General features: G+C 65.6%; 12 protein-coding genes. 5 read left to right on the forward strand and 7 right to left on the reverse strand.

The features are described 5' to 3' along the window. Positions 1-15 precede the first annotated feature (15 nt). Positions 16-342 carry a hypothetical protein gene (locus tag ISP20_RS17460; RefSeq protein WP_204637412.1) on the reverse strand — a complete coding sequence of 109 codons (327 nt, stop codon included), beginning with the start codon at positions 340-342 and terminating at the stop codon, positions 16-18. A gap of 173 nt (positions 343-515) precedes the next feature. After that, positions 516-1,199 carry an HAD family hydrolase gene (locus tag ISP20_RS17465; protein WP_204637413.1) on the reverse strand — a complete coding sequence of 228 codons (684 nt, stop codon included), beginning with the start codon at positions 1,197-1,199 and terminating at the stop codon, positions 516-518. Between the two features lie 292 nt (positions 1,200-1,491). On the opposite strand from ISP20_RS17465, the gene ISP20_RS17470 reads away from it, so the two are divergent. After that, the gene (locus ISP20_RS17470) at positions 1,492-1,797 is read left to right on the forward strand and encodes a hypothetical protein (protein WP_204637414.1); all 306 of its coding nucleotides are present in this window, start codon (positions 1,492-1,494) and stop codon (positions 1,795-1,797) included. Between the two features lie 26 nt (positions 1,798-1,823). On the opposite strand, the gene glk is transcribed toward ISP20_RS17470, so the two are convergent. Together glk and ISP20_RS17480 are read right to left on the reverse strand one after the other, a co-directional pair. Continuing rightward, a complete protein-coding gene (glk, locus tag ISP20_RS17475; protein ID WP_204637415.1) occupies positions 1,824-2,846 on the reverse strand; it encodes a glucokinase in 1,023 nt (340 codons plus the stop codon). Positions 2,847-3,034: 188 nt separating this feature from the next. Further along, positions 3,035-3,736 carry an SDR family oxidoreductase gene (locus tag ISP20_RS17480; RefSeq protein WP_204637416.1) on the reverse strand — a complete coding sequence of 234 codons (702 nt, stop codon included), beginning with the start codon at positions 3,734-3,736 and terminating at the stop codon, positions 3,035-3,037. A 206-nt stretch (positions 3,737-3,942) separates the two neighbouring features. Here ISP20_RS17480 and ISP20_RS17485 point away from each other — a divergent pair, with 206 nt between their 5' ends. The 4 genes from ISP20_RS17485 to ISP20_RS17500 all read left to right on the forward strand — a co-directional run bounded on the left by ISP20_RS17485 (position 3,943) and on the right by ISP20_RS17500 (position 8,708). Then, a complete protein-coding gene (locus tag ISP20_RS17485) occupies positions 3,943-4,482 on the forward strand; it encodes a winged helix-turn-helix transcriptional regulator (RefSeq protein ID WP_204637417.1) in 540 nt (179 codons plus the stop codon). Continuing rightward, on the forward strand, positions 4,479-5,582 hold the full coding sequence (locus ISP20_RS17490) for an HlyD family secretion protein (protein ID WP_239536086.1): 1,104 nt from the start codon (positions 4,479-4,481) through the stop codon (positions 5,580-5,582). The genes ISP20_RS17485 and ISP20_RS17490 overlap by 4 nt, the downstream gene beginning before the upstream one ends. After that, positions 5,579-7,177 carry a DHA2 family efflux MFS transporter permease subunit gene (locus ISP20_RS17495; RefSeq protein WP_204637418.1) on the forward strand — a complete coding sequence of 533 codons (1,599 nt, stop codon included), beginning with the start codon at positions 5,579-5,581 and terminating at the stop codon, positions 7,175-7,177. The genes ISP20_RS17490 and ISP20_RS17495 overlap by 4 nt, the downstream gene beginning before the upstream one ends. Before the next feature lie 91 nt (positions 7,178-7,268). Then, the gene (locus tag ISP20_RS17500) at positions 7,269-8,708 is read left to right on the forward strand and encodes an efflux transporter outer membrane subunit (protein WP_204637419.1); all 1,440 of its coding nucleotides are present in this window, start codon (positions 7,269-7,271) and stop codon (positions 8,706-8,708) included. Between the two features lie 127 nt (positions 8,709-8,835). On the opposite strand, the gene ISP20_RS17505 is transcribed toward ISP20_RS17500, so the two are convergent. The 3 genes from ISP20_RS17505 to ISP20_RS17515 are packed head-to-tail and all read right to left on the reverse strand — an operon-like array spanning position 8,836 to position 12,769. Next, entirely contained in the window at positions 8,836-10,275 is a 1,440-nt protein-coding gene (locus tag ISP20_RS17505) for a cytochrome c (RefSeq protein WP_204637420.1), read from the reverse strand. Further along, positions 10,272-12,047, reverse strand: a complete 1,776-nt coding sequence (locus ISP20_RS17510; RefSeq protein WP_204637421.1) for a GMC family oxidoreductase — start codon at positions 12,045-12,047, stop codon at positions 10,272-10,274. The genes ISP20_RS17505 and ISP20_RS17510 overlap by 4 nt, the downstream gene beginning before the upstream one ends. Beyond that, positions 12,044-12,769 (reverse strand): gluconate 2-dehydrogenase subunit 3 family protein, encoded by a 726-nt coding sequence (locus ISP20_RS17515; RefSeq protein ID WP_204637422.1) that lies wholly within the window; start codon positions 12,767-12,769, stop codon positions 12,044-12,046. Before ISP20_RS17515 ends, ISP20_RS17510 begins: the two co-directional genes overlap by 4 nt. Positions 12,770-12,885 lie beyond the last annotated feature (116 nt).

The following is a 12,885-nucleotide window of genomic DNA, read 5'->3' on the forward strand; positions in this document are numbered from 1 at the left end:
CTTTCGAGTGGTGCACTACATCGCCGGCCTAGTCCGCAACAGCGCATCCACTGCCTGCTGCCATTGCGGCGAGCCTAGTGGCGATTGCGGAGCTTCCTGCCCCAGCTTGTGCTGCACGGCGCTGTTCCATTCCGATGAACCGCGATCGGGGCCGTGGCCGTCGTCGCTGATGTGCAGGCGGTCGTCGACCCATTGGTACCATTGCGGCGAACCGAGCTCGGCATTGTCCGGCGTCGCTTGCGCAGTCGCTTTGGGTTGCGGTGGCTTCTGATCGGGTGGCGGCGACGAGGGCGAGCACGCAACCAGTAGCGCGAGTGGGAGCAGGGCAAGGAAACGGCGCATGAGCCCTCCGGTAGTGCGGATCCTTCCCCGAGACTAGCGCAAGTGTCTGCGCGGCGATGAATCCGCGGCAAACATAAAAGGCGAGTTAAGAGCAGCAGTGAGAAGTGAGGAGTGAGAGAAGAGCAGGTCCGCACTTCTCTCACTCGTCACTTCTTTTCCCTCACTCGTCGCTCTCAGCTGCGCGCGACCACTTCGTCGATGTGCTTGAGCAGATCCGCCGGATCCTCGTAGACACGGAACGCGCCCGAATCTTCCAGCTCTTCCTGCCCATAGCCACCCGAGAGCAAGCCGACGCCGAGCGAGCGTGCACGCTGCGCGGCGAGCATGTCCCAGATGCTGTCGCCGATGACCAGGCTGTAGTGGATGTCCACGCCCAGTCGTTGCGCCGCGGTGATGAACAGATCCGGATCGGGTTTGGCATGGCGCACCTGGTCGCGCGTCACCACCGGCACCTTGGAGGGATCCACCCCGAGCGCTTCGAGGTTGTGCGCCGCCGTGGTCATGCGCCCGCTGGTGGCGATGGCCCAGGGAATCTGTGCGTCGGTCAGGAAAGCGAGCAGTTCGCGCGCACCGGGCAGCGGGCGCACCGAGCCTTGGGTGGCCTGGCGGTTGTACGCCTCGGCATGCCAGGTGCGCAGGCGCGCCAGTCGTTCCTCGGTGATCTCGATGCCGGTTTCGCGCAGCAGGATGTTGGCGAACAAGCCGCCGCTCATGCCGATCTTGCGATGGATGCGCCACACCGACAGCTCCACGCCTTCGCGATCGAGCGCCTCCTTCCAGGCCAGTACATGCTGGTAGACGCTGTCGACCAGGGTGCCGTCGAGGTCGAACAGGAAGGCGGTATCGCTGCGTGACATGGGAGCGCTCGAGCTGGGGAGGTCGATCAAGCGTAGCACCCGTGTCGGCAGCCCCCGGAAAATGTGATGCATTGCACGTTGTGGTGTAGGGCCGTTTGTCCGCTGACAGAAAACCTCGCGCTGGCTGCCTAACGTGTGGGTCGTCGAACGAGCGCATCCAGCCGGGGGGTGGAGCGCACGTCGCAGCGGGGCGCGGTCGTCAGACCGCGCGTCGCCCTTCGCGACCATCACCACGTGGACATCCCCGGCAGATCGCACGCGCGACCACCATCATCGCGAATAGGGGAACTTCATGAAGACGAACAGGTGGCTTGCAGCCGCAGGCGTGGCGACGTTCATGGCCATGGGTGCGGCGAGCGCGCAAGAGGGATATACGCAACTCACCTTTACCGGCGCCGTCGTACAGGAGGCCTGCAACCCCGGCGCACCCCTCGGTGCGCGGGCTAGCGTGAGGAGCTGCGGCAGCGGCAGCACGCGCTCCGTCTATACGGAGAACACGGCAAACGCCCAGCGCGCCACGGGCGTCGCCATGCTCGACTACTTCGTCGATCGGCCCGACGGTGGCCGCAAAGTCGTGGTGACGCGTCAGTACCTTTGAGTGCCAGCCAACGGCTGGCCCCAAGGTCAGCCGTTGTTGGGCACCAGCGCCTTGCCGGCATCGAGCACGGCCAGCGCGGCGGCGCCAAGCAGGCCCGGGTCCGGATGCATCATCGCCACGGTGGGCACCTGTTCCATGGTTTCGCGGAAGCGGCCCTTGGCCTCGAAGCGCTCGCGGAAACCGCCATGCTTCAGCCACGGCAGCAGGATCGGCAGCATGCCACCGGTGAGGTAGACGCCGTCCCAGCCGCCCAGGTTGAGGACCAGGTCGCCCGCCACGCTGCCGAAGATGCCGGCCAGCGTTTCCACCGTGCGCACGCACAGCGGATCGGTGCCTGATTCGGCGCGTGCGGTGATGTCTTCGGGCGTGTATTCCTCCGGCGGCTGGCCGGCGATGTCGGCCAGCGCGAGGTAGAGATTCACCAGGCCGTTGCCGCAGATCATGCGTTCGTTGGAGACGCGGCCGAAACGCGCGTTGAGGCGATGCAGGATCTCCACGTCTTCGGTGGTGTGCGCAGCGAAACCGGCATGACCGCCTTCGGTTTCCAGCACCATCCAGCGACCGTCGCGGCGCATCAGGCCAGCCACGCCCAGTCCGGTGCCCGGACCCACCACCACGAACGTCTGCTGCTCGCGCGTGCCCAGCGACGGCATCGGCTGCGGGCCGACCGAGGAAAGCTGGTCGTGCGTATGCAGCGGCACCGCCATCGCCTGCGCGGCGAAATCGTTGACCAGGTGCACCGCTTCCATGCCCAGCTCCGCCTGCAACGCATGCGCGGCGACCTGCCAGGGATTGTTGGTGACCTTCACCGTCTCGCCGTCGCTGACGCGGCCGGCCGCGGCGATGATCGCGCGCGTGGCGGTGAGGCCGGTGTCGGTGAAGTACTGGCGCATGGCCTCGGCCAGCGAGTCGTGATCCTTGACGCGGTAGCGCCGCACGCTGTCGTCCATCAACGGGTTGGCGCGGCCCGTGTCAGCCAGTGCAAATCGCACATTGGTGCCGCCGAGATCAGCAAGCAAGGTCGGGGCGGCACGGGCTGGTGTTCTCATGGACGGTCCTGCACTTGGGGAGACGGTAAGCGTGACTCCCTCGGGCTTTTTCGTCCAGTACTGCGCTGCAGCGTAGACCGTTTTTTTTCGCCATTCGCCGCCGCATGGCCGGACTTCTGGGCGTCCAGACAGGTTCGGCACACACGATCGCCGCGGGCGAGCGGTTCGCCCGCGGCGGATGCCGCCGATCAGGCGCCGATATAGGCCGCCGGCGTCGCGTTGAAACCGGCCTTCACCTGCTTGGCGGTGTCATCCGCAAGCACTTCGGACTGGCCGTGCTCCAGTGCATCCAGCGCACGCTTGGCGATGTCGGCGGCGCTGGTCTTGGGGCCATCGACGTGGCTCGCCATGTCGGTGTCGATATAGCCGGCGTGGATGCCGAGTACCTGCGTGCCCTGCGCGCGCAATTCATTGCGAAGGCTGTTGGTGAGCGCCCAGGCGGCCGCCTTGGAGACGGAGTAGGCGCTGGTGCTGGGCAGGCTCAGCCAGCTCAAGGCGGACAGCATGTTCACCAGCGCGCCGCCGCCGTTCTTCTTCAGCACCGGGGCAAACGCCACGCTCAGCGCGTGCACGCCGTAGAGATTGGTTTCCATGATGCGGCGCAGGTTGTTGTCGCCGTTCTTCGCATCGAGCAGCGCAACGTCGCCAGTGATGCCGGCGTTGTTGATGACGATGTCGACGTCGGAAGCCAGCGCGGCAGCGGCTGCGATGTCCTGCGCGTTGGTCACGTCCAGCTTCACCGGCACCACGCCGGGCAGGGTGACGGTGGAGGGGTCGCGCGCGCCGGCGTAGACCTTGCGTGCGCCTGCGGCCAGCAGGGCCTGGGCGAAAGCGAGGCCGAGGCCGCGGTTGGCGCCGGTAACGAGAACGGTTGAACCTTGGATTTTCATGGCGAATGTCCGATGGAGGAGGAGGGAGGAACGCTGATCATTTTGAATGATGATTATCATATAAAGGACGACGGGCGGCCTTTCAAGGCTACGACGACAATTTTTTTGCAGGTCGCGCTCTTCACGCCGTCGTCACGAAAAGTCACTTGCATTCCGCAAGTTACCCTTTATATGATGATCATCATCTAAAACGAAGGCTCGCCAGCGTGCACCGCACCACCGCCGAAAACATGCAATGCCCCGTCGCCCGCGGCCTGGACCACGTCGGCGAGTGGTGGAGCATGCTGATCCTGCGCGATGCCTTTTACGGGCTGAGCCGCTTCGACGATTTCCAGACCAGCCTGGGGATCGCCCCCAACATCCTCAGCCGCCGCCTGGCCACGCTGGTGGAAGCGGGCATGCTCGAACGGCATCGCTACAGCGTCCGCCCGGTGCGCTACGAATACCTGCTGACCGAACGCGGTCGCGATTTCCGCCCCGTCCTGCTGTCGATGATGGCGTGGGGCAACCGCCACTTCGCGCCCGAGGGTCAGGCCCTCGAGTTGATCGACAAGCAGTCCGGCCAGGTGGTGGAGCCGGTGCTGGTCGATCGCCTGAGCGGCGAACCGATCACCCCTGAACGCCACGAAGTGCGCCCCGGCCCTGCGGCCAGCGAGCGCATGCGTGCGCGCATCGCTTTCAGACATTCGCGCGCACAGGCGCGCCAAGCCCTTTCCGATACCAAGCCTCCGGAGTCACTCCCATGAATGCCGTTACCGTTGCCGAGCGCGCGGACAGTCCCGCCGTTGCGGAATCCACGCCACGCAGCAAGAAGAAGTCGCTGGTGCGTCTGGCCATCGGCGCAGCCGTCATTGCCGGCGTCGTCTATGGCGGCCACTGGTGGAGCGTCGGGCGCTTCATCGAAGACACCGACGATGCGTATGTGGGCGGCGATGTCACCGTGATCGGCCCGAAGGTGCCCGGCTACATCACGCAAGTCGCGGTGACCGACAACCAGGTGGTGCATGCCGGCGATCTGCTGGTGAAGATCGACGATCGCGATTACCGCGCGGCGCTGGCCAAGGCCGATGGTGCCGTCGCCGCACAGCAGGCGCTGCTGGCCAATCTCGATGCCACCGAAAATCTCCAGCTGGCGGTGATTCGCCAGGCGCAGGCCAGCGTCGCCGCCGCTGCTGCCGAAACCCAGCGCTCGCGCGATGACGAAGCACGTTATCGCGATCTTTCCAGCCGCTCGGCCGTGTCCATCGAGAGCGCGCAACGTGCCGACGCTACCTACAAGACGGCACGCGCCGGTTCGGACAAGGCGCAAGCCGCGCTGATCGCCGCGCAGCGCCAGATCGATGTGATCGAGTCGCAGAAACTGCAGGCGCGCGCAGCCCTGCAACAGGCCAAGGCCGAGCAGGAGATCGCACGACTCAACGAAGGCTATACCGAATTGCGCGCGCCGGTGGATGGCGTGGTCGGCAATCGCCGCGCACGTACCGGCGCCTACGCCGCGGCCGGCACGCAATTGTTGTCGGTGGTGCCGGCGCACGGTCTGTGGGTCGACGCCAACTTCAAGGAAGACCAGCTTGCGCGCATGAGCGCGGGGCAGGCGGTGGAAATCCGCGCCGACGTGATGCCGGGCCGCGTGTTCCACGGTCGCCTGAGCAGCCTCGCTCCCGCCACCGGTGCGCAATTCAGCGTGCTGCCGCCGGAAAACGCCACCGGCAACTTCACCAAGGTCGTGCAGCGTGTACCCGTGCGCGTGGTGCTGGACAGCAAGGACGATGCGCTCGGCGTGCTTCGCCCGGGCCTGTCGGTGGTCGCTGAAGTGGATACGCGCGGCCGGGTCGCCTCGCCATGAATGCCAGGGCGGCCAGCATGCCGATGAGTGGGCCGATCGATCCGGCCATGCTCACCATGGCGCAGAAAGTGTTCGCCTTCGCCAGCATGTGCGTGGGCATGTTCATCGCGCTGCTGGATATCCAGATCGTGTCCGCCTCGTTGCGCGACATCGGCGGCGGCCTGTCCGCGGGCACCGACGAAACGGCCTGGGTGCAGACCAGCTATCTGATCGCCGAAATCGTGGTGATCCCGCTGTCGGGCTGGCTGTCGCGGGTGATGTCCACGCGCTGGTTGTTCGCCGCCTCCGCGGCGGGTTTCACCATCACCAGCATGCTGTGCGGCATGGCCTGGGACATCAAGAGCATGATCGTGTTCCGCGCGCTGCAGGGTTTCCTGGGCGGCTCGATGATCCCGATGGTGTTCACCACGGCGTTCGTGTTCTTCCAGAACAAGCAGCGCGTGATCGCGGCGGCCACCATCGGCGCCATCGCTTCGCTGGCGCCCACGCTCGGGCCCACGCTGGGTGGCTGGATCACCGATCACTCCTCGTGGCACTGGCTGTTCTTCATCAACCTGGTGCCCGGCATCTTCGTCGCGGTGGCGGTGCCGATGCTGGTCAACATCGACCGCTCGGATTACTCCCTGCTGCGGCATGCCGACTACCTGGGCATGGTGTTGCTGGCGATCTTCCTCGGCTGTCTGGAATACACGCTGGAAGAAGGTCCGCGCTGGAACTGGTTCAGCGACCAGGTGATCCGCACCACGGCGTGGCTGTCGGGGCTGGCGGGCGTGGGCTTTATTGCGCGCAGCCTGACCTACGATCATCCGGTCGTCGATCTGCGCGCACTGCGCGACCGCAACTTCGCGCTGGGCTGCTTCTTCTCCTTCGTCACCGGCATCGGCCTGTTCGCCACCATCTATCTCACGCCGCTGTTCCTGGGTCGCGTGCGCGGCTACAGCGCCTTGCAGATTGGCGAGGCGGTGTTCTCCACCGGCGTGTTCCAGATCCTCAGCATTCCGCTGTACACCTATCTGGCCAAGCGTTACGACCTGCGCTGGATCATGATGGCGGGCCTGGCGATCTTCGCGATCTCGATGTGGGACTTCACCCCGATCACGCACGACTGGGGCGCGCACGAACTGCTGTTGCCGCAGGCACTGCGCGGCATGGCGCAACAGCTGGCGGTGCCGCCGGCGGTCACGCTGACGCTGGGCGGCCTGGCGCCGCAGCGGCTGAAGCTGGCCTCGGGCCTGTTCAACCTGATGCGCAATCTTGGTGGGGCCATCGGCATCGCCGTGTGCGCGACCATCCTCAACGATCGCACCAATCTGCATTTCTATCGACTGTCCGAACATCTCAACAGCAGTAACGAGGCGATGAACGGCTGGCTGGCACAAACCACCGGCCACATCGCCGACCTCGGGCAGAACATCGACGATGCCACCGGCGGTTCGCTGCGGCAGTTGTGGCTGCTGACGTATCGCGAAGCGCAGACCTTGTCGTATGCCGACGCCTTCCTCGCCATTGGCCTGTGCTTCGTCGTCGCCACGGCGATGGTGCCGCTGATGCGCAAGGTGGCGCCGCCGGCCGCGCCTTCCGCCGATGCGCACTGAATTCCCTTCTTATCTCCGAGACATCACGATGAGTACCTCGATTTCGTCCTCCGACGCGTCACGGTCAACGTCGCGTCGGCACGCGTTCCGCATGGGTGCCGTCGCGGCGGCGCTGATCGGCCTGGCCGGTTGCACGGTCGGCCCAAACTACGTGCGCCCCGATGTGACCACCAACGCGACCTATGCCAGCCAGTCGCAGCTGCAGGCGCGCGACGCCACGCGTGCCGCACCCGCGCTCGACGCATGGTGGCAGGGCTTCGATGATCCGGAACTCACCCGCATCATCAGCCGCGTGATGAGCCAGAACCTCGACCTCGCCGCTGCCATGGCGCGCGTCGACCAGGCCCGCGCCGCGGCGCGCGAAGCGGGCGCGCAGCTGGCACCGCAAGGCAGCCTCGATGCGCAGGTGGCGCAGGAGCATCAATCGACCAAGGGCGCGCTGGGCGAAATCGCCAGCCAGTTTCCTGGCTACCAGCGCCGGCAGACCTTGGAAACGTTGGGCGTTGGCGCGAGCTGGGAGCTGGATATCGCGGGTGGCCTGCATCGCGGCGCGGAAGCGGCCAATGCCGAAGCACAGGCGGCCGAAGCGAATCAGGATGGCGTGCGCATCTCGGTGGCCGCCGAAGCGGCGGACAGCTATTTCCAGGTGCGCGGTGCGCAGGAACGCATCCGCCTCGCGCAACAGCAGATCGATACCGAAACGCAGCTGCTCGAACTGGTAAAGGATCGCCTGGCCGGCGGTTTGGCAACGTCGCGCGAAGTGGCCCAGGCGCAGGCCCTGGTGCTGCAGGCCAAGACTACTTTGCCGCCGCTGCGCATCACGCTGGCGCAACAGCTCAATCGTCTCGATGTGTTGATGGGTGCGGCGCCGGGTACGTACGCCGCCGAGTTGAAGGACAGCCCGCAAAACTTCACCGTTCCCGTGATCGGCACCGATGGCGGTCCCGCGATGCTGCTGCGCCGCCGTCCGGACGTGATCGCGGCGGAGCGCAAGCTCGCTGCCTCCAACGCGCGCATTGGCGTGGCGGTGGCCGAGTACTACCCGAAGGTCTCGCTCGGCGGCCTGCTCGGCTTCGAGACGCTGCAGAGCGGTTCGCTGTTCTCTTCGCAGGCGTTCCAGCCGCAGGCGGTGTTGGGTCTGCACTGGCGCCTGTTCGACTTCGGTCGCGTGGACGCAGAAGTAGCGCAGGCCAAGGGCGCCAACGCCGAAGCGCTGGCGCTGTACCGGCAGTCGATGTTGCGTGCCACCGAAGACGTGGAAAACGCCATCGTGTCGCTGGCCGAACTGGAAACGCAGCATCGCGATCTCACGCTGGAAGTGCAGGCCCATGTGCAGGCACGCGACGCCGCGCAGGATGCCTACAAGGGCGGCGCCGTCAGCCTGATCGAAGTGCTTGACGAGGATCGCCAGCTGCTCACTTCGCGCGACCAGCTGGCGCGTGTGCATGCCGATGATGCCCGTGCCGCGGTGGCAACGTTCCGCGCGCTGGGTGGCGGCTGGTCCGGCAGCAACGAGGTGGCGACGCGCTAAGCGACGCTCCGCCTGACGCCTAGTCCTCTGTGGGAGCGCACCCTGTGCGCGACTGGCCAGCGCGATGCGCATCGCTCCACCTGGTCGCGCACAGGGTGCGCTCCCACAAAAGATAGCCACGCACGGCCTATTTGTCGGTCACTGACGTGCCGGCCTGTTCTTCCGCGGTCGCCCCCGGCGCATCCGAGCCCCGCACGCGCGGATCGTACGTCGTCATCGTCGGTTGGCCGACGGGTGGCTTGCCTCGCAGCTCGCTCACCTGGTGAGCCGAAACGGCGCCACCGCGATTGCCCCAGCTGGCGCGCACGAAGGTGACGATATCCGCGATCTGCTGATCGGTCAGCCGTTCGCGGAACGCAGGCATGCTGAACTGCGTGGGCGCATCACGGCCCGGCGGCATGGTGGCGCCGTGCAGCACCAGGCGAATGGCCGAGCCGGCATTCTCGCCGTTGAGCACGGGGTTGCCGGCAAGTGCGGGGAACACCTGTCCGTAGCCACGGCCGTCGGTGCGATGGCAGGTGGCGCAGTTGTCGACGTAGAGCTGCGCACCCGGCGCGCTGACATTGCCGCCATACAGCGCCGTGCGCGTGGCTTCGTTGTAGACCACCGCCTGTTCGTCGCGCGCCGCGGGCAGCGACTTGAGGAAATGCGCCACGGCGGCGAGATCCGCATCGCTCATGTACTGGGTGCTGTGTTCCACCACGTCGCTCATGCCGCCGAAAACGGCGCTGCGATCCGTGCGGCCGGACTTGAGAAGGGTCACCAGCTCCGCTTCGGGCACGCTGCCCAGGCCGCTCGCCAATTCGCCGCGCAGGCTGGGCGTGACCCAGTTGTCGTTGGTGCTGCCGCTGAGGTACTTGGAGCCGCCCGCCGTGCCCAGCGCTTTCTCCTGCAGCGTGAGGGCGCGCGGCGTGTGGCAGGCACCGCAGTGTCCCAGGCCTTCCACCAGGTATTGGCCGCGCGCCATCGTCGCATCGGCGGTGTCCGCCGCCTGCATCGGGCGCACCTTCGGCGCGAACAGCCAGCGCCAATAGGTGAGCGGCCAGCGCATGGAAAGCGGCCAGGCAATGCCTTCGGCGTGGTTGTCCTGCTTCACCGGCTGCACGCCCTGCATGAAGTACGCGTACAAGGCCTGGATATCCTGATCGTTGACCTTCGCGTACGAGGGATAAGGCATGGCCGGATAGAGCGTACGTCCCTCGGCGTCGATGCCGCGGCGCACCGCGCGTTCGAACTGCCCGTAGCTGTACTTGCCGATGCCGGTGTCCGGATCGGGCGTGATGTTGGTGCTGTAGATGATGCCAACGGGCGACTCGATCGGCAGGCCACCGGCATAGGGGTTGCCACCGGGGGCGGTGTGGCAGGCGGCGCAATCGCCAAGGCGCGCGACATACTCGCCTTGCTTGACCAGATCGGGCGTGATCTCCGCGCCTTTGGCCGACGCATCGCCACCGCCACCGGGAAACAGCATGGCGGCCATCCACACGATCAACAGCAGGATCAGCAGCGCGACAATGACGCGCCACAAGCCGCCACCGCGACGACGAGGCCTGGCGAACGTGTTCATGCCTGCACCAAGGGGCCGGGGTTCTTGAGGTAGGTCTCACGGATGGCCTTGACGGACATGTAGGTGAGACCGCCGATAAGGCCGGTCGGGTTGTAACCGATGTTCTGCGGGAAGGCCGATGCGCCGGTGACGAACACGTTGTGCACGTCCCAGTTCTGCTGGAAGCGGTTGAGCGCGCTGGTTTCCGGCGAGGCGCCCTGGATCACGCCGCCCGTGGTGTGCGTGGTCTGGTATTGGCGCACGTCGTAGTGGTCGCCGGGTTTGCGGATCGTCTGCGAGGTCTGCCGAGGCTTCATCGCATCGGCGATCTCCTGCGCGCGGTCGGTGAGGAAGCGCGTCATCTTGTACTCGTTGTCGTGCCAGTCGAAGGTGATGCGCAGCAGCGGCAGGCCGAAGGCGTCCTTGTAGGTCGGGTCGAGATCGAGATAGCGGTCGCGATACGACATCACCGAGCCATGCGTCTGCACGCCGGTGGTATGCAGGTAGCTGTCCTTGGCGGCGCGCTTCCACTTTTCGCCCCACGCCGGCGTGCCCGGCGGCACCAGCAATTGCTGGATGGGCCGGCCGCCCGTCTGCCCGCCGAGGATGTAGCCGCCGCCCACGAAACCCTGCGGACCGTGGTCGAAGTGATCGGAGTTGAACTCGTCGATGATCACGTTGCCGCCGGAGCCCGCACCGATGAACGGATTGATCGCCACGTCTTTGTCGAAGAACACGTTGACGTTGCTCATCATCTGGTACGCATAGTTCTTGCCGATCACGCCCTTGCCGGTGTTCGGGTCATACGGCGCGCCGATGCCGGACATCAGCATCAGGCGCACGTTGTGCATCTGGAACGCGGCCACGATCACCAGGTCTGCCGGCTGCTCGATCTGCTGGCCCTGCGCATCGATGTAGGTGACGCCCGTGGCGCGCTTGCCGCTGGAATCGAGATTGATTTTGGTGACATGGCTGTGCGTGCGCAGTTCGAAATTCGGCTTGCGCATCAGCACCGGGAGAATGGTGGTCTGCGGCGATGCCTTGGAATACATGAAGCAGCCGAAGCGCTCGCAGTAACCGCACAGATTGCACGGCCCCAGACGCACGCCGTGCGGATTGGTGTATGGCCGCGACGCGTTGGAGGAGGGCTGCGGGAACGGCTTATAGCCTTTCGAACGCGCCGCATCGGCGAAAAGCTGGGCGCCGTAATTGTTCTTCACCGCGGGGTTGGGATACTCCTTCTTGCGCGGTCCTTCGAACGGATTGCCGCCTTCCTTGATCTCGCCGTTGATATTGCCCGCCGTGCCCGAGGTGCCGCACAGGTATTCGAACTGTTCGAGGAACGGTTCCAGTTCGTCGTAGGTCACGCCGTAATCCTGGATCTGCATATCCGCCGGCATGAACTTCGCGCCGTAACGCTTGCTGATATGGCTCTGGAATTCCAGGTCTTCCGGCGAGGGCCGATAGTGCTGGCCGTTCCAGTGGATGCCTGCGCCGCCCACGTTGTTGCCGAGCAGGAACGAGCCGTACTGGCGATACGGCACCGCCGTCTCGTTGAGGTTGTGGCGGATCGTCACCGTCTCGCGCGCCAGCGGCTGGAACAGCTCGCCGCGGATGCCATAGGCCAGCTCGTCGGCGTTGTGCGGATAGGTGAAGTCGGGCGAGGTGTCGCGATACGCGCCGCGTTCCAGCGCCAGGATCTTCAGGCCCGTATCGGCCAGTTCCATGCCCATGATGGCGCCGGTCCAGCCGAAGCCGACGATCACCACATCGACCGGTTTCATCCGGATCATGATTTCGCCCCTTCGATCGACACCGGTCCGAACGGATAGACCTTGCCGGGTTGTTCGATCCAGTCGGCGTAATCGGCGCGGGCGCCAGGAAAGCCGATCATCTTCCATGCCGCCATCTGCTTGTTGCCGCCGTACATCGGGTCGGCGAAGTAGCCTTCCTTGGTATTGGTGAGCAGCTGCGCGAAGAACGTCGCGGTGGGAATGTCGTCGAGCTTGATCTCGCCCTTTTCCAGCTGATGCAGGATCGCGTCGCGCTGGTCGGCCGGCAGGGCCGCGAAGTTCTGCTTGTGCTGTTGCTGGCACCAGCCGTCGATGGCGGCGATGCCCTTGCGATAGAACTCGCGCGGCGTGAAGCGCAGCTGGTAGCCAAGTGTAGGTACCGCATCGGGCACGAACGGCCCTTGCATGTACCAGAGCGAGCCGTGGCCATAGGCCGCTTCCATCTGGCGATCGAGGAATTCCGGAACGCCGGCTTCGACGGCGCCGGGCCCATCCTCGTTGGCGGGAATCAGTCGTTCGACGGCGGCCTGCAGGAACTCCCACTCGGGCGCCGTGAAATAGCGTGGCGAATACCCGGAGCCGGCCGTGCCAGCCGGAGCGGCAGTGGTGCCGCTTTGCGTCTGCGCAATGGCTGATGTTCCGAGCAGGCTGACCGCGGGAACCGCTACCAGGGACTGTCGCAAAAAGTCGCGACGTGAAGGCGAACTGGGCTTGCTCGACATGACACTTCCCGTAGCACACGCGCCGTGCGTCCGGACATGCTGCCGCGACAGGTGAAAGCAAAACGTGAAGGTTTGTTTACAGAACGAAGGGTGAGAGGCGGATGTCCCGGCCGCGA

Source organism: Dyella kyungheensis, assembly GCF_016905005.1.
Lineage (GTDB): Bacteria > Pseudomonadota > Gammaproteobacteria > Xanthomonadales > Rhodanobacteraceae > Dyella > Dyella kyungheensis.